The sequence below is a fragment of the Kitasatospora sp. NPDC094019 genome, from assembly GCF_044764505.1.
In the GTDB taxonomy this organism is placed as follows: Bacteria; Actinomycetota; Actinomycetes; order Streptomycetales; family Streptomycetaceae; genus Kitasatospora.
On record NZ_JBIWIF010000004.1, the window covers coordinates 117,669 to 134,023 of the forward strand.

Sequence of the window (16,355 nt, forward strand, 5' to 3'; positions counted from 1 at the left end):
GAACTCCCCCGGGGACGGGTGGGGCCGGCACCGCGCCGGCCCGTTCGCGCGCCCATCCTGCCCTACTCCCCGGGCCGGACGGAGCCCCCGGTCCCGGCCGGTCCGCTCCGGCCCGCGGGAGCGGCGGACTACAGGACGAACGCGTCCTGTCCGCCGCTGCTCACCATCGGACGGCCCGCGCCGTCCCAGGCGTACATGCCGCCGTCGACGTTGACCGCCTCGCGGCCGTTCTGCACCAGGTACTGGACGACCTGCGCGGAGCGCCCGCCGACCCGGCAGAGCACGTACAGCTTCGCGTCCGGCAGCTCCTCGATCCGGGCGACGACCTCGCCGATCGGGATGTGCAGCGCGCCCGCCACATGTCCGGCGTCCCACTCGTCCTGCTCCCGGACGTCCAGCAGGGCGGCGTCGGCGGGCACGGCGGCGGCGTCGATGGTGGGGATCTGCGCGAACATCGTCTGGTTCTCCTGGGCTTCGGGATCGGCGCCGTCATTGTCCCCCACCGGACGGCCGCCGAGCAGCCCTTCCAGCTCGGCCTGCTGCGCGGCGGCCCGGGCGAGCAGCTGCTCGGCCAGTTCGGCGAGCAGCCCGTCCGGGTCCTGCGGGGCGAGCGCGAGCAGCTCGCCCATCGCGCTGCGCTCCAGCCGGACCTGTTCGGCGGCCAGTTCGCCGATCCTCCCGGTCAGCCACTCCAGCCGGCGACGCAGCCAGCCGAGCCGGTCGGGGGAGTCGGTCGCGGGCGCGGCCTCGGGCGCGGTGGACCACTCGGCGGACAGCGCCTCCAGGGCGCCGGTGTCGCCGTAGGCGTACGCCTCGTTGACCCGGGCCAGGAACGCCGCCCGGCGCTCCTGCTCGGCCGGGTCGGTGGACAGGTCGGGGTGCGCCCGGCGGACCAGCTCGCGGTAGATCCGCTGGGCGTCCCGGCCGGGACGCACCCGGACCGGGGCGGCCGGCGGCGGCGGGGCGTCCTCCTGCTCCCGGACGCTGTCGAACAGCGCGTCCAGGTCCGGCATGTCCTCGACCCGCTGCCGTGCCTCGTGGGCCCGCCGGAGGTCCTCGGGGAGGCCGGTGCGGGCGGCCACGGCCTCGGCCAGCAACGCGTCCAGTTCGTCCAGCCGGGCGTAGAGCGGACCGAGCAGCTGGTGGTGGATCAGGGCGAAGTTGTCGATCTCGACCCGCAGCGTCCGGACGTCGACGTCCATGGTGAGCCAGGCGAGTTCGGTGGCCTCGACCCGCTCCTCCAGCTCCCCCTGCTGCGGATCCGTCCAGCGGACGGGGATCTGCGCGGTCACCTCGGGCCTCCGTCTCCTGCTGTCCGGTGCGGGGCCGGCCGGGCCCGTGCTGCGACCCTACCGCCCGCACCCGGCCCGGCCTGCGGGGTGGACGGGGAGTGCGGGAGGGCGCACGGCCTGTGACACGCAACTGATACCGAGGAATCTCCCCGTTTCGCTATCGAGTCCCGGCCGGTCCGTGCTTCGCTGGTATCCGCACAGCGTGCCTTCCTCCGGAGAACCGGCCGTCTCCAGGCGTGGCGGCCAGGCGGGAGCAGACCGAATCCATGGTGGACGATCCCCACTCCACACCGCGTCCGACGGGCACCGCTCCCGAGCCCGGCCCCGCACCGGGCGACCAGGCGTCGGGAGTGGTCGCCCTGGTCCGGCTCGCCGTCGTGCTGGTCGACCGCGAGGGGCGGATCGCCCGGTGGAGCCGGGGCGCCGAGGAACTGTTCGGACACCGCGCCGAGACCGTCCGCGACCGGCCCGCCGCCGGTCTGCTGCCCGCGGCCGAGCCGCGCAGCGTCCCGGGCCAGGCCGGACCGGGCGGCGGCGGCCGCCGCCGCGACACCTTCACCACCCTCGCCGAGCTGACCTCGGACGGCGCCGCCTGGGCGGGGCAGCTGCCCGTGGTCGACCGCGAGGACCATCTGCGGGACGTGCTCTGGTGGGCCTACCCGCTGGACGGCGCGGCCGGCCGACTGCTGGCCCTGGCCGCCGACGCCCGCCCGCTGCGCTCCGCCGGCCCCCGGCTGGCGCTCGGCGAGCGGCTGCTGCCGTTCGCCGCCGCCCCGGGCGCGCTGGGCGGCTTCCACCGGCTGTCGGCGGCGCTGGGCGCCGCCGGCCGGCCGGTCCCGGGTCCGCTCGCCGCCGTACTGCCCGGCGCCGCCGAGCGTCGCGGGCCGCTGCTCGCCGCGCTCGCCCGGGCCGGGCTGCCGGCCCTGCGGCTGGACCCGAGCACCGTGCTGCCGCTCCAGCCCGCCGACCCGGCGGCGGGCACCGCGCACGCGGCGGCCGGGATCGGCCGCCGCTACCCGACCGCGCAGCAGCGCACCGCCCGGCTCGGCCCGCCGGCCCCGCCCGAGCAGTCCGCGCCCGGACGCCGTCCCGCCGCTCCCCTGCCCGCCCAGCGCGAGGCCGCGGCCGCGACGGGCGCCGCGGACCGCGCCCCCCGGCCCGAACGCCCCGGGGGCGAGCTCACGGCCGGCGGGGTCCCGGCCCCGCCGAGAGGAGGCACCACCATCGAGCAGACCACCGTCGGACCGTCCGCCAACGGACACCGGCTCCACCCGGGCGACCCGGCCGCGCCGACCGCCGGCCCGGCCGGCCCCGTCCCCGCTGTCCCGGGCCCGGCCGTACCCGCTTCCACCCCCGCCACCGCCGCGGCCGCGCCCGGACCGCCGGCCGGCCTGTTCGGCCCGTTCCTGACCAACGGCCACGCCGGTGAGCAGCTGGCCCTGCTGAACGAGGTCGGCGGCAAGGTCGGCACCACCCTCGACCTCGGCTTCACCGCCCACGAGCTGTGCCGGGTGCTCGTCCCCCGGGTCGCCGACTTCGCCTGCGTCGACCTGGTGGACGGCCTGATCTCCGACTCCGAGCTGCCCGCCGCCCGCCCCGACGACGACACGATGCTCCGCCGGGTGGCCCTCGCCCGCAACGAGTCGGCCGGCCAGTGGGACCACGTGCTCGCCGAGGGCGCCCTGGTCGCCATGCCCCGCCGCACCCCGCCCGGCATGGCCCTCCAGCTGAACCAGCCGGTGCTGGTCCCGGTGGTCACCCGGGACGTCGCGGTCGACTACGCCGCCGCGCTCGGCGGCCCCGAGCTCGCCTCGGTGGTGTCCGGCCGCTCGATGCTGGTGGTGCCGCTCTCCGCCCGCGGCACCGTGCTCGGCATCCTCAAGCTGCTCCGGCTCCCGGACCGGGACCCGTTCGACGAGAGCGACGCCGCCACCCTCAAGGAGCTGGCCGCCCGGGCCGCGCTCTCGCTCGACAACGCCCGGCTGCACCGGGCCGAGTCCCGGGTCGCCACCACCCTCCAGCGCTCGATGATCCCGACCCGCCCGCCGCAGATCCCCGGGGTCCAGATCGCCCACCGCTACCTGCCCGGCGACTCCCGGGCCGAGGTCGGCGGCGACTGGTTCGACGCGATCCAGCTGCCCGGCAGCCGGGTCGCGCTGGTGGTCGGCGACGTCATGGGCCACGGCCTGCACTCGGCCGCCGCGATGGGCCGCTTCCGCACCGCGATGCAGACCCTGGCCGCGCTCGACCTGCCGCCCGGCCAGCTGCTGCGCCATCTGGACAACCTGGCCCACAAGCTCGGCGACGACCATCTCGCCACCTGCCTGTACGCGGTCTACGACCCGATCAACCGGACCTGCGAGCTGGCCAGCGCCGGCCACGTCCCCCCGGTCCTGGTCCACCCGGACGGCACCGGGGAGCTGCTGGAGATCCCGGCCGGCGCCCCGATCGGGGTCGGCGGGGTGCCGTTCGTCGCCAAGACCATCGACGTCTCGGACGGCTCGATGCTGGTGCTCTGCACCGACGGCCTGGTCGAGGTGCGGGGCGGTGACATAGGAGCGGGGCTGGCCGCGCTCTGCGGCAATCTGATCGACCCCCGGCAGAGCCCGGAGGAGGCGTGCGACGTGGTCCTCGACCGGTTGCACTCCGACGACCGCAAGGACGACGTCGCGCTGCTGGTGGCCCGCTTCGACGGGGTCGCGCCGAGCGAGGTCGCCACCTGGGACCTCACCGTCGACCAGCGCGAGGTCGGCCGGGCCCGGGCCCTGGTCCGCGAGCAGTTGGCCGCCTGGCACCTGGAGTCGATCGGCGACACCGTCGTGCTGCTGGTCAGCGAGCTGGTCACGAACGCCGTCCGGGTGGCCCGGGACCGGGTCCAGCTCCAGCTGATCCGGGTGGACAAGCTGCTGGTCGAGGTCAGCGACGACAACCACAACCTGCCGTCCCTGGAGCCCGCCGAACAGCTCGGCGAGACCGGCCGCGGCCTCACCCTGGTCACCAAGCTCGCCGAGCGCTGGGGGACCGCCCGCAAGGCGGTCGGCAAGGTCGTCTGGTTCGAACTGCCGCTGTGAACGGGAGGAGCCCGCGGACCGTCCGGTCCGCGGGCTCCTCGGTACCCGTCCCGCCCTTCGTCCCCTAGGGAACGGCCGCGCCGGCCGGCGTGCGGCGGCGGACGTCCGCGGCCGCCGCCTCCAGCGAGGCGGTGGCCGTCGCCACCACGTCCGCAGCGCCGACCCCGGCCAGCACCCGCGGCCAGAAGTCCCCGAACACCTCCACCGAGACCGCGATCAGCAGCGCCGCTATCACCGCGACCACGTGCTCCATCCCGGCCAGGTTCGGCAGCACGACCGCCTCGCCGACCATCACCGCCACGACCAGCCCGGCCGTGAACCAGGCCCGGCAGCGGAACGCGATGCAGATCGCCAGCGCCACCACCGCGGCCGAGGGACCGGTGTCCCGCACGTGCGCGACCCACTTCGGGAAGCCGAAGAGGTGGTCCGGGCCGATCGCCACCCCGACCCGGGCGAACAGCGTCCCGGCCAGGGTGCAGGTGTAGGCGACCACCAGGGTCAGCCGGCGGCCGAGCACGATCTCGGCGATGCCGAAGACCACGAAGACCTGCGCCAGCGCCCCCCACACCGGCAGGTCCAGGGCCGGCACGTACAACGACAGCGGCGTGCGCAGCAGCGAGACGTCCAGCGGCAGGGCCGCCTTGACGACGCCGATCCGGGTGACGAAGTGCTCGCCGCCCGGAAGGTGCTGGACGATGCTGAACAGCAGGATCAGACAGGTCGCCGCCGTGGCCAACGGAACGGCCGCGAACTTCTTCCGCGCGACCTGCTCCCGGACCGTACCGAACAGCGCTCCCCACTCGGCGACAGCGGCCTCCCTGGCAAAAGCCACCGGCCCCTTTCGCACGCCCCCCGCGTGGGTCCTCCGCATCACAACCGGTTCTCCGAATCCCCGTTGGCGCAAGCGCCTTCTCGACTACCTCCACATTAGAAGCCGGTTAACGAATCCACATCGGCAATTGTGCGGATCCGAGTCATCCTCAAGGGGGAGGAACAACCATGAGATCCCCCCGGACGGCTGCCCGGCCCCCTCCGCCCCCCGGCGGAGGGCTACCCCTTCCCGTCCTGTGCCGCCACCGGCACCCGGGGCTCCGCGGCGGGCGGGGCCTGGTGCCGACGACGGAACAGCGCGGGCAGGCTCGGTGCGGTGATGAAGCCCTCGGCCCGGGCGCTGGCGATGCCGATCCGCGGAATCTCGCTGCTCTTCTCGAACAGCAGATAACGCGGCTCCCAGATCGGCCGGTACTTGGCGTTGGCCCGGTAGAGCGATTCGATCTGCCACCAGCGCGAGAAGAAGCCGAGAACGGAACGCCAGAGCCGCAGCACCGGCCCCGCCCCGAGCTTCGAGCCCCGCTCGAAAACGGAACGGAACATGGCGAAGTTCAGCGAGACCCTGGCCAGGTTCACCTCGCGGGCGCGCTGCAGGAGTTCGATCACCATGAACTCCATCAGGCCGTTCTCGGTGTCCCGGGCCCGGCGCATGAGGTCCAGCGACAGCCCGTCCGCGCCCCACGGCACGAAGCTGAGCAGGGCCTTCAGCTCGCCCTCGGCGTCGTGGCACTCCAGCATCACGCAGCGCCCGTCGCCCGGGTCGCCGAGCCGGCCCAGCGCCATCGAGAAGCCGCGCTCGGTCGCGCCGTCGCGCCACTGGTCGGCCTTGGCCACCAGCTCGGCCATCTCGGACTCGGGGATCTCCTCGTGCCGGCGGATCCGCACCGTGTAGCCGGCCCGCTTGACCCGGTTGTACGCCTGACGGACCACCCGCATCGCCCGGCCGTCCAGCGAGAACTCGTCGAGTTCGACGATCGCCTCGTCCCCCAGCTCCAGCGCGTCCAGCCCGTGCCGGGCGTAGATCACCCCGGCCTCCTCGGAGGCGCCCATCACGGCCGGCGCCCAGGCGTGCTCACGGGCCTCGGCGAGCCAGGCGTCGATCGCGCCGGGCCACGCCTCGGGGTCGCCGATCGGGTCGCCGGAGGCCAGCGAGACGCCGCCGACCACCCGGTAGGTGACCGCCGCCTTGCCGCTCGGCGAGAACATCACCGCCTTGTCCCGGCGGAGCGCGAAGTAACCCAGCGAGTCCCGCTCGCCCTGCTTCTCCAGCAGCCCCCGGATCCGCTCCTCGTCCTCGACGGTGAGCAGCTCGGTGTTCCGCGGGCTGCGGAAGGCCATGTACAGGACCAGCAGGAAGAGCACCGCGCCCATGGCGTTGATGACCGCGTTCACCCAGGTCGGCGCGTCGATGACGGAGCGCAGGTGCTCGGAGGGGGTGATGGTGATCATCCGGCCGACCGAGTAGCGGAACATGTCCCAGAAGTCGGCGGCGCCGTGCAGGTTGTTGGTCAGGGCGACCAGGGCCGCGCCGACCACGCCGCCGAAGCCGAGGCCGGCCACGAAGGTGGCGGCGGCGGTCTTCGGGTTGGAGCTGTCGCCCTTGGAGGTGAACTCCTTCCGCCCGACCAGCAGCGCCAACACGAACCCGCAGGTCAGCACGGTGGAGACATAGTTCAGCGGGTGCTTGGTGAAGCCTCCGCCGGGCAGCGTCATGGCGAGCAGGTAGAGCACCGCGAACAGCCCGGCCAGCGCCGTGTTGAAGATCCACGCGGCCCGCTTGCGGCGCCGCATCGCGATCGCCAGGAAGACCGACAGCACCGCGCTGCTGAGCCCGGCGGTCATCAGGTAGGGGGTGAAGTACTCGCCCTCGTTGTGCGTCTCGACCTGGTCCCGGAACGGGGCCAGCAGCACGGTGACGAGGTTCAGCAGGACGATCAGCCGCAGGTACCAGACCGTCGCCGCCGCGGCGCGCGGGCGCCAGCGCGCCATCAGGGCGCCGGACCCGGGCCCGGACCCGGTGGGGGAGGTGGACGGCTCCGGCTTCACAGTGGACGACACAGCTCAATTCCAAACGATCAGATGACGGGCCGCATCCGCACGCGACCCGGCCGGCCACCCACCCCGGCCGCGGACCGACCGAACGGCAGCCGATTCCATGGTTCCGCACCTCCGGTGAGAATCGCGTGAACCAGGCAGCGGATTCACACCCCCGCCGTTCGGCGGGGGTTGCTCCGGGAGGCCGGGCCCGGCGAAGCCGCCGGTCAGGCCCTACTCTCGATTCCAGTCATGCGGACCGGCCCGGCCCGTCCGCCGAACCGAGGAGGGACCATCACCACCACCCGCGTGCTGATCGTGGACGACGAGATCCTGGTCCGGTCCGGGCTGGGCCTGATCGTCGGCTCCGCCCCCGACCTGGAGGTGGTCGGGGACTGCTCGGGCGCGCAGAGCGAGGAGTACGTCCGACGGCTGCGTCCGCACGTGGTGCTGCTCGACATCCGGATGCCCGACCTGGACGGCATCTCGGTGCTCCGCCGACTGCGGGCCCTGCCCGACCCGCCGGCCGTGGCGATGCTGACCACCTTCGACACCGAGGAGCACATCGGGACGGCGCTGCGGGCCGGCGCCTCCGGTTTCCTCCTCAAGGACACCGCCCCGGACCAGCTGGTGCACGCCGTCCGGGTGCTCGCGGCCGGCGGCAACATCCTCTCCCCGACCGTGACCCGCACCGTGATCGGCGGCTACGTGGACGGCGGCGGCCCGGACGCCGAGGCCGCCACCCTGGCCCGCACCCTGACCGGCCGGGAGCTGGACGTGCTGGCACTGCTGGGCGAGGGTCTGTCCAACGCCGAGATCGCCGACCGGCTGTTCCTCGGCACCGGCACCGTGAAGGACCACATCAGCGCGATCCTCGGCAAGCTCGGCGCCGCCAACCGGGTCCAGGCGGCCGTCGTCGCCCACCGGGCCGGTCTGGTCCGGCCGAAGCCGAGCAACGGGGCATGAGCGACCCCTCTCCCGCACGACGTCTCCCCGCCGGGTGCACCGCGCCCTGGCTGATGATCCTGCTCCCCGCCGGCTACTCCCTGATGGACGCCGCCCTGGTGGCCCGCGGCGCCCCGCTCTGGCAGACCCTGCTGTCGGTCCTGGCCGCCGTGGCGCTGCTGTGGCGGCGCCGCTTCCCGGTCACGGTGCTGCTGCTGACCATGCCCGGCAGCTACCTCGACGACATCTGGCTCGCCCCGATCACCGCCGTCTACACGGTGGCGGCCGAGCGCCCCGACTCCCGGGTGGTGCTCCCCTGCGCCTCGCTCTTCGCGCTGGTGGAGTTCTTCCACTGGCCGCTCTCCGAGCAGTCCTTCGAGCCGACCCGGGACACCGCGCTGTACGCCATCCAGTCCGTGATGCTCGCGGCGGGCCCGGCCGCCACCGGTCTGCTGTCCCGGACCAGGCGCGAGCTGGCGTCCCGGCTGGACGAGCTCACCCGGGGGCAGGCCCGGGAGAGCCGGCTGCTGGCCGACCGGGTGCTCAGCGAGGAGCGGGGACGGCTGGCCCGGGAGATGCACGACGTGGTCTCGCACCAGGTCAGCCTGATCAGCATCCAGGCGGGCGCGCTCCAGGTCTCCACCACCGACCCGGCGGCCTCGGGCACCGCGTCGACCATCCGCGAACTGTCCGTGCGCACCCTGGAGGAGCTGCGGCAGATGGTCGGCGTCCTGCGGGCCGGCGGGCCGCGGACGGGCGCCCCGCTGGCCCCGCAGCCCCGGCTGGCCGACCTGCCCCGGCTGATCGAGGAGAGCGGGCTGGCCGCCGACACCGAGCTCGCCCCGGGCGACCGCCCCTGGCCGGAGGCGGTCGAGCGGGCCGCCTACCGCACCGTCCAGGAGGCGCTCACCAACATCAGCAAGTACGCGCCGCAGGCCGCGGTGCACGTCCGGATCCGGGCCCGGGGCCGGCAGCTGCGGGTCGAGGTGCGCAACGACGCCCCGCCGGTCCGCCCCGACCAGGTCCTGCCCGGTGGCGGTCACGGCCTGGTCGGACTGCGCGAACGGGCGCAGTTGCTCGGCGGTTCGCTCAGCGCCGGTCCGACCGCGGACGGCGGCTTCGAGGTCCGCGCCGACCTCCCGGCGCCGAGCTCCTGAACCGGCCCCGCCGCCCGCCGCGGCGGTGCCGGGCGACCGGGCGGGGCCCGGGCCCGGACGACCGGGTGGGAACCCGCTCCGGGAACAAAAAAGCCCCGCAGATCCGAAGATCTGCGGGGCTTCGCTGTGCGCGAGGGGGGAGTTGAACCCCCACGCCCTTTCGGGCACTGGAACCTGAATCCAGCGCGTCTGCCTATTCCGCCACCCGCGCATGGGTGTTTTCACCGCTTGCCGGTCGATCAGCCGATCCGCTCGGTACCATGTGGCCTTCGCGGTTCTTCGATCGGGCCACCCGCTGGGCGCCCCTTCCGACATGCAAAACAGTAGCACGACCTGCGGGTCACCTCCGAATCCGTTCCCGGGGGAGGCGGAGCGCATCCGAACGGATGCCCGGCGAACACGCGAGCGAGGGATGGCGGGCCCACCGGGCGGGTAGCCCTGGCATGCTGCCGCCCGCATGCGTCACCCTGTGTGTCCGAGCCCACCCCCGGGCACCACGTGGTCCGGGAACCGTACGGATGGCCCCGGCGTGGATACGATCAGTACGGAAGTACCGCAATCAGGCGCGACCGGCTCCCCCCGGAAACCGGTCGGCCGGCAGGCGAACGAACCCTGGAAGGGGGTGCCCCATGGGAGTGCTGAAGAAGTTCGAGCAGCGACTTGAGGGTCTCGTCAACGGCACCTTCGCCAAGGTGTTCAAGTCCGAGGTCCAGCCCGTGGAGATCGCCGGCGCGCTGCAGCGCGAGTGCGACAACAACGCGAGCATCTGGAACCGCGAGCGGACCGTCGTGCCCAACGACTTCATCGTCGAACTCAGCCCGCACGACCACGAGCGGCTGAGCCCCTACTCCGGGCAGCTGGGCAACGAGCTCGCCGGCATGGTCCGCGAGTACGCGGAGGCCCAGCGCTACAGCTTCATGGGGCCGCTCCAGGTGAACCTGGAGAAGGCCGACGACCTCGACACCGGCCTGTACCGGGTGCGCAGCCGCACCCTCGCCGCGGAGGAGCCGCAGCAGCAGGCCCCCGCGCAGCCGACCCAGCCCGGCTACGGCCGCCCGCCGGCCGCCCCGGCCCCCGGCGCGCCGTGGCAGCAGGGCGGCGGCGCCCAGTACGCCGCGCCCCCGCCGCCGGCCGCGCCCCCCGCAACCCCGCCCGCGCCGACCGCCCCCGCCGGCGGCACCGTGCGCCCCTTCCCGGGCGCCGGCCACGGCGCCTCGGTGCGCCGCTGGATCGAGGTGAACGGCGCCCGCCACCAGATCTCCGGGAACGGCTGCGTGCTCGGCCGCTCCACCGAGGCGGACGTCCGCATCGACGACCCCGGGGTCTCCCGCAAGCACGCCGAGATCCGGCCCGGCACACCCTCGATGGTGCTGGACCTGGGGTCGACGAACGGCATCGTGGTGGACGGGCAGCACACCCAGCGCGCTACGCTCCGCGACGGCTCTCGAATCGTCGTGGGCTCCACCACCATCGTCTACCGACAGGTCGAAGGGTAGAGCGGGCGCGGTTATGTCAGAACTGACCCTCACGGTCATGCGGCTGGGTTTCCTGGCCGTGCTGTGGCTGTTCGTGATCGTCGCGGTCCAGGTGATCCGCAGCGACCTCTTCGGAACCAGGGTGAACCCCCGGTCCTCCCGCCGGGGCGGTGCCGCCCCGGCGGCGCCGACGGCCGGTGCGGCCGGGCGGGCCCCGCAGGGCCAGCCCCCGGCCGGCGGTCCGCCGACCCAGGGCGGCGGGCGCCGTCGCGGCGCCCCGACCCAGCTGGTCGTGGTGCAGGGCTCCCTGGCCGGGACCACCGTCGCGCTGCAGGGCCAGACCATCACCCTGGGCCGGGCGCACGACTCCACCATCGTGCTGGACGACGACTACGCGTCCTCCCGGCATGCCAGGATCTATCCCGACCAGACTGGGCAGTGGACGGTGGAGGATCTAGGCTCCACCAACGGCACCTATCTGGACCGTCAGCGCCTGACCGCGCCGACCCCGCTCCAGCCGGGCATGCCGATCCGTATCGGCAGGACCGTCATCGAACTGCGGAAGTAGTAGCGCATGAGGGACAGCATCCCGTCCATGACCCAGAGGGGGGCACAGGTCGCATGACCCTGGTGCTGCGCTTCGCCGCCGGCTCCCACAAGGGACTGATCCGGGAGGGCAACGAGGACTCCGGCTACGCCGGCCCGCGGCTGCTGGCCGTGGCCGACGGCATGGGCGGGGCGGCGGCCGGTGAGGTCGCTTCCTCCGAGGTGCTCGGCTCGATCGTCCGCCTGGACGAGGACGTGCCGGGCGCCGACCTGCTGACCCTGCTCGGCGACGCGGTCCAGGGCGCCAACGACCGGCTCCGGCAGATGGTCGAGGAGGACCCGCAGCTCGAAGGCATGGGCTGCACCCTCACCGCGATGCTCTGGACCGGCCAGCGGATGGGTCTGGTCCACGTCGGCGACTCCCGCGGCTACCTGCTGCGGGACGGCTCGCTGGTGCAGATCACCCAGGACCACACCTGGGTGCAGCGGCTGGTCGACGAGGGCCGGATCACTCCGGAGGAGGCCGAGACCCATCCGCAGCGCTCGCTGCTGATGCGCGCGCTGGACGGCCGGGGCCAGGTCGAGCCGGACCTCTCGATCCGCGAGGTCCGGGCCGGCGACCGGTATCTGATCTGCTCCGACGGCCTCTCCGGCCCGGTCAGCCACCAGACCCTCCAGGACACCCTGGGCAGCTACTACTCGCCCGAGCAGACCGTGCAGGAGCTGATCCAGCTCGCGCTGCGCGGCGGCGGCCCGGACAACATCACCTGCATCGTGGCGGACGTCCTCGACGTCGGTGCCACGGACACCCTGAGCGGCCGGTTCAACGACGTGCCGGTGGTGGTCGGCGCGGTCGCCGAGACCCCGCCGTCCTCGACCGCCGCGGACCGGTCGATCCGCGACACCCCGGCCGGCCGCGCCGCCGGGCTCGGCCGCGGCCCGCAGGGCGCCTTCGGCCCGGCCGAGGGCTACGGCGCCGGCCACCCCGACGCCGGATTCGGCCCGGCCGGCGGCTACGACGGCGGCTACCCGGACGGCGGCGCCGAGCCCTCCGTCCACGGGACCGAGGACTACGACGACGAGGCGCCCCGGCGGCCGAAGCGCAAGAACCGGGCACTGGCGTTCTCTCTGGTCGGCCTGGTCACCGTGGGCCTGCTGGGCGCGGGCGGCTTCTTCGGCTACCAGTGGACCCAGAGCCAGTACTACGTCGGCGCCGAGGGCGACCACGTCGCGGTCTTCCAGGGCGTGAACCAGAGCCTGGCCGGAGTGAACCTGTCCTCGGTGCACACCCCGTACAAGGACATCGAACTCAAGTACCTCCCGCAGGACCAGCGGACCCACGTCACCAACACCATCTCGGCGACCAGCCTCGGCGACGCCGACGACAAGGTGAAGAAGCTGGGCGAGCAGGCCGCGTTCTGCCGCCGGGTCTCCGACGTCCGGGCCACCGCCGGCGGCCTGTCCGGCGGCACCCCGGCGACCGGCCAGCCGACCCAGCAGGCCGCCGCCGGCACCGTGGCGACGCACGCCGGGTTCGTGACGGCGACCACCACGCCCGGCCCGGCCGCGACCGGACGCGCCCCCGCGGCGGGCGTCCCCACGACCACCCCGGGCACGACCACCCCGAGTCCGAGCACGCCGGGCACCACCGTCCCGGCTCCCGTCGCGCCCAGCCAGGGCGCCACGGTCCCGGCGGCCCCGCCGAGCGACCTGCCCGGCCTGACCGACGAGGAGCGGCAGCGCGCCGACTCCTGCCCGAAGTGACGGCCGCGACCCGACAGAGACCCGCCCCGCGCGGGTCCGCCGGCCGTCAGGGAGCGGCTACCACGTGAGAGAGCGAAGCGAACAGGCCGACGAGAGGCGCGTGCGGGCGGATGCCCCTGCCGGGCGGAGCGGGGCGGGAGCATGAGTACCTTCGATGTGAGCAGCGACCCCAACAGCAGGTCCGCCGACGTGCCGCCCGACCGGGCGTCCTCGCGGCGGCGCCGCAACACCACCATCTCGCCGCAGGCGACGCCGAACCGGCGCAACACCGAGCTGGCGATGCTGGCGTTCGCCGTGGCGCTGCCGGTCCTGGCCTACGCCAACGTGGGCCTGGCGATGGACGACAGCCTGCCCGCCGGGATGCTGGGCTACGGCCTGGGCATGGGGGCGCTCGCCCTGATCGCGCACCTGCTGATGCGGAAGTTCGCGCCGTACGCGGACCCGCTGATGCTGCCGATCGCCACCCTGCTGAACGGGCTCGGCGTGGTGATGATCTGGCGGCTGGACAAGGCCGGTCCGCTGCTGCACAACAACTTCCCGGCCGCCTCCAACCAGCTGATGTGGTCGGGCCTCGGGATCGCGTTCTTCATCGTGGTGATGGTCTTCCTGAAGGACCACCGGGTCCTCCAGCGCTACACCTACATCTCGATGGCGGTGGCGCTGGTGCTGCTCGCCGCCCCGGCGTTCTTCCCGGAGCGCAAGGAGGACCTCGGCGCCAAGATCTGGATCCGGATGGGCGCCTTCTCGATCCAGCCCGGTGAGTTCGCCAAGATCATCCTGACCGTGTTCTTCGCCGGCTACCTGATGGTCAAGCGCGACGCCCTGGCACTGGCCAGCCGCCGTTTCATGGGCCTGTACCTGCCGCGCGGCCGCGACCTCGGCCCGATCATCGTGATCTGGCTGCTCAGCCTGCTGATCCTGATCTTCGAGAACGACCTCGGCTCCTCCTTCCTGTACTTCGGTCTCTTCGTGGTGATGCTCTACGTCGCCACCGAGCGGACCAGCTGGATCGTCGTCGGCCTGCTGATGTCGGTCGGCGGCGCGGTCGCGGTGGCCTCCACCGCCAGCCACGTCAAGACCCGCATCGACGCCTGGCTCGACCCGATGGCCGCCTTCGCCCCGAAGCCGCCGCAGGGGGCCACCGAGCAGATCGGCCAGTCCCTGATGGCGCTCGGCTCCGGCGGGGTGACCGGCTCCGGTCTGGGCCAGGGCCGCTCCTGGCTGATCGACTTCGCGGCCAAGAGCGACTTCATCCTCGGCTCCTTCGGCGAGGAACTCGGCCTCACCGGCATGATGGCGATCTTCATGCTCTACGCCCTGCTGATCCAGCGCGGTCTGCGCACCGCGGTCGCCGCCCGCGACCCCTTCGGCAAGCTGTTCGCGGTCGGGCTCTCCTCCGCGATGGCGCTGCAGGTGTTCGTGGTCGCCGGCGGTGTCACCGGTCTGATCCCGCTGACCGGTATGACGATGCCGTTCCTCGCCCAGGGCGGCTCCTCCGTGGTCGCCAACTGGGCGCTGGTCGCGATCCTGCTGAAGATCAGCGACAACGCCCGCCGTCCCGGGGTGGAGCCCACCCCGACACCCGAGATCCAGGGGGGCAACGCCTCGTGAACAAGCCGATCCGCCGGGTCTCGATCTTCTGCCTCGTGCTGATCCTGGCCCTCATGGTGCGCACCAACTGGGTCCAGGGCGTGCAGGCCGACGCCTGGGCGAGCAACAAGTACAACAAGCGGCAGGTCTACGACCGCTACGCCTACCCGCGCGGCAACATCATCGTCGACGGCCAGCCGATCACCCAGTCCACCTTCGTGGACGGCCTGCGCTACAAGTACAAGCGGTCCTGGACGGACCCGCAGATGTACGCCCCGGTCACCGGCTACTCCTCGCAGGCGTTCGGCGCCAGCCAGCTGGAACAGCTGGAGGACGGCGTGCTCTCGGGCAGCGACGACCGGCTGTTCTTCCGCAACACCCTGGACATGCTGACCGGGGAGCAGAAGCGCGGCGGCGACGTCGTCACCACGATCAACTCCAAGGCCCAGAAGGCCGCCTTCGAGGGGCTCGGCAACAAGAAGGGCGCGGTCGTCGCGCTCGACCCGAAGACCGGCGCGATCCTGGCCCTGGTCTCCACGCCGTCCTACGACCCGGCGAGCTTCGCCGGCAACGAGTCCACCGACAGCAAGGCGTGGACCGACCTCAACGCCGACCCGAACAAGCCGATGCTCAACCGGGCGCTGCGCGAGACCTACCCGCCCGGCTCGACCTTCAAGCTGGTCACGGCCTCGGCGGCGTTCGAGAACGGCCTCTACCAGAACATCGACGACCAGACCGCGACCCCGGACCCGTACACCCTGCCGGGCACCAACTTCGTGCTGAAGAACGAGTCCGACCGGGAGCAGTGCGGCAACGCCACCATCAAGTCCGGCATGGACCAGTCCTGCAACACGGTCTTCGCCAAGATCGGCGCCGACCTCGGCAAGGACAAGATGCGGGTGCAGGCCGAGAAGTACGGCTTCAACAGCACCGTGGACACCCCGATCCGGTCCGAGAAGAGCGTCTACCCGTCCAACTCCACCCCGGACGGCACCGCCCAGGACTCGATCGGCCAGCACGACACCCAGGCCACCCCGCTGCAGATGGCGATGGTCTCAGCGGCGATCGCCAACAACGGCTCGCTGATGCAGCCGTACCTGGTCGCCGAGGAGCGCTCCGCCTCGCTGACCACCATCTCCAAGCACAGCGAGAAGCAGTTCTCGCAGCCGATCAGCCCGGCCACCGCGCAGAAGATGCAGGACCTGATGGTCTCGGTGGTCGAGAACGGCACCGGCAAGAACGCGAAGATCCCGGGCGTCACCGTCGGCGGCAAGACCGGTACCGCCCAGCACGGCGAGGGCAACGCGGGCCTGCCGTTCGCCTGGTTCACCTCGTACGCCAAGGCCGCCGACGGCCGCACGGTCGCGGTCGCGGTGGTCGTCGAGGACGGCTCCAACAACCGCGACGGCATCAGCGGCGGCCGGCTGGCCGCGCCGATCGCGAAGTCCGTGATGCAGGCCGTGCTCGGCAAGTGACGAAGGCCGTGCCGGTGGCCGCGGCGGGTGAGGGAAATGTCACGATCGGCACCCCTGTCCGGATACCGGTCTGATATCGGCCTGCGGTCGACTCGGGTCCGGTACGGTCCGACCGGTAGCGTGTCCGCAGCAGCGGGTGTACCCGCTGCCGTCCGTGCGGTGCCGGTCCGGTCCT

The 16,355-nt window shown here is 73.2% G+C and carries 11 protein-coding genes and 1 tRNA gene; 8 read left to right on the top strand and 4 right to left on the bottom strand.

Annotation, left to right across the window (positions count from 1 at the left end):
* Positions 1–128: 128 nt before the first annotated feature.
* Entirely contained in the window at positions 129–1,292 is a 1,164-nt protein-coding gene (locus tag ACIQ9P_RS10670; protein WP_402353017.1) for a rhodanese-like domain-containing protein, read from the bottom strand.
* Between the two features lie 266 nt (positions 1,293–1,558).
* Between ACIQ9P_RS10670 and ACIQ9P_RS10675 the strand changes: the two genes are divergently transcribed.
* Positions 1,559–4,363, top strand: coding sequence for a SpoIIE family protein phosphatase (locus tag ACIQ9P_RS10675; protein ID WP_402353021.1), 2,805 nt, complete (start codon positions 1,559–1,561; stop codon positions 4,361–4,363).
* A 64-nt stretch (positions 4,364–4,427) separates the two neighbouring features.
* Here the strand turns inward: ACIQ9P_RS10675 and ACIQ9P_RS10680 are convergent, their stop codons facing one another.
* Together ACIQ9P_RS10680 and ACIQ9P_RS10685 are read right to left on the bottom strand one after the other, a co-directional pair.
* Positions 4,428–5,195 carry a hypothetical protein gene (locus ACIQ9P_RS10680; protein ID WP_402353023.1) on the bottom strand — a complete coding sequence of 256 codons (768 nt, stop codon included), beginning with the start codon at positions 5,193–5,195 and terminating at the stop codon, positions 4,428–4,430.
* Positions 5,196–5,413: 218 nt separating this feature from the next.
* Positions 5,414–7,183 carry a phosphatidylglycerol lysyltransferase domain-containing protein gene (locus tag ACIQ9P_RS10685; RefSeq protein ID WP_402353896.1) on the bottom strand — a complete coding sequence of 590 codons (1,770 nt, stop codon included), beginning with the start codon at positions 7,181–7,183 and terminating at the stop codon, positions 5,414–5,416.
* Positions 7,184–7,480: 297 nt separating this feature from the next.
* Here ACIQ9P_RS10685 and ACIQ9P_RS10690 point away from each other — a divergent pair, with 297 nt between their 5' ends.
* Together ACIQ9P_RS10690 and ACIQ9P_RS10695 are read left to right on the top strand one after the other, a co-directional pair.
* On the top strand, positions 7,481–8,194 hold the full coding sequence (locus ACIQ9P_RS10690) for a response regulator (RefSeq protein ID WP_402353026.1): 714 nt from the start codon (positions 7,481–7,483) through the stop codon (positions 8,192–8,194).
* Entirely contained in the window at positions 8,191–9,330 is a 1,140-nt protein-coding gene (locus tag ACIQ9P_RS10695) for a sensor histidine kinase (protein ID WP_402353029.1), read from the top strand. Before ACIQ9P_RS10690 ends, ACIQ9P_RS10695 begins: the two co-directional genes overlap by 4 nt.
* Positions 9,331–9,457: 127 nt before the next feature.
* Here ACIQ9P_RS10695 and ACIQ9P_RS10700 read toward each other — a convergent pair.
* A tRNA-Leu gene (locus tag ACIQ9P_RS10700) sits at positions 9,458–9,541 on the bottom strand.
* A gap of 418 nt (positions 9,542–9,959) precedes the next feature.
* Here ACIQ9P_RS10700 and ACIQ9P_RS10705 point away from each other — a divergent pair.
* The 5 genes from ACIQ9P_RS10705 (at position 9,960) to ACIQ9P_RS10725 (ending at position 16,180) form a co-directional block, all read left to right on the top strand.
* The gene (locus ACIQ9P_RS10705; RefSeq protein ID WP_402353032.1) at positions 9,960–10,826 is read left to right on the top strand and encodes an FhaA domain-containing protein; all 867 of its coding nucleotides are present in this window, start codon (positions 9,960–9,962) and stop codon (positions 10,824–10,826) included.
* A gap of 13 nt (positions 10,827–10,839) precedes the next feature.
* Positions 10,840–11,373 (top strand): FHA domain-containing protein, encoded by a 534-nt coding sequence (locus ACIQ9P_RS10710; protein WP_402353035.1) that lies wholly within the window; start codon positions 10,840–10,842, stop codon positions 11,371–11,373.
* 53 nt (positions 11,374–11,426) lie between these two features.
* Positions 11,427–13,115, top strand: a complete 1,689-nt coding sequence (locus tag ACIQ9P_RS10715; protein ID WP_402353038.1) for a protein phosphatase 2C domain-containing protein — start codon at positions 11,427–11,429, stop codon at positions 13,113–13,115.
* A 141-nt stretch (positions 13,116–13,256) separates the two neighbouring features.
* Complete coding sequence (locus ACIQ9P_RS10720) at positions 13,257–14,726, top strand: FtsW/RodA/SpoVE family cell cycle protein (protein WP_402353041.1); 1,470 nt, start codon at positions 13,257–13,259, stop codon at positions 14,724–14,726.
* Positions 14,723–16,180: a peptidoglycan D,D-transpeptidase FtsI family protein gene (locus ACIQ9P_RS10725; RefSeq protein ID WP_402353044.1), complete on the top strand. Its 1,458-nt coding sequence runs from the start codon at positions 14,723–14,725 to the stop codon at positions 16,178–16,180. Before ACIQ9P_RS10720 ends, ACIQ9P_RS10725 begins: the two co-directional genes overlap by 4 nt.
* Positions 16,181–16,355 lie beyond the last annotated feature (175 nt).

Bases quoted from the DNA above. Each gene is read 5' to 3' on its own strand.
- ACIQ9P_RS10675 (WP_402353021.1), top strand. From the start codon at position 1,559: ATGGTGGACGATCCCCACTCCACACCGCGTCCGACGGGCACCGCTCCC.
- ACIQ9P_RS10685 (WP_402353896.1), bottom strand. From the start codon at position 7,183: ATGGCGCGCTGGCGCCCGCGCGCCGCGGCGGCGACGGTCTGGTACCTG.
- ACIQ9P_RS10690 (WP_402353026.1), top strand. From the start codon at position 7,481: ATGCGGACCGGCCCGGCCCGTCCGCCGAACCGAGGAGGGACCATCACC.
- ACIQ9P_RS10695 (WP_402353029.1), top strand. From the start codon at position 8,191: ATGAGCGACCCCTCTCCCGCACGACGTCTCCCCGCCGGGTGCACCGCG.
- ACIQ9P_RS10705 (WP_402353032.1), top strand. From the start codon at position 9,960: ATGGGAGTGCTGAAGAAGTTCGAGCAGCGACTTGAGGGTCTCGTCAAC.
- ACIQ9P_RS10710 (WP_402353035.1), top strand. From the start codon at position 10,840: ATGTCAGAACTGACCCTCACGGTCATGCGGCTGGGTTTCCTGGCCGTG.
- ACIQ9P_RS10715 (WP_402353038.1), top strand. From the start codon at position 11,427: ATGACCCTGGTGCTGCGCTTCGCCGCCGGCTCCCACAAGGGACTGATC.
- ACIQ9P_RS10720 (WP_402353041.1), top strand. From the start codon at position 13,257: ATGAGTACCTTCGATGTGAGCAGCGACCCCAACAGCAGGTCCGCCGAC.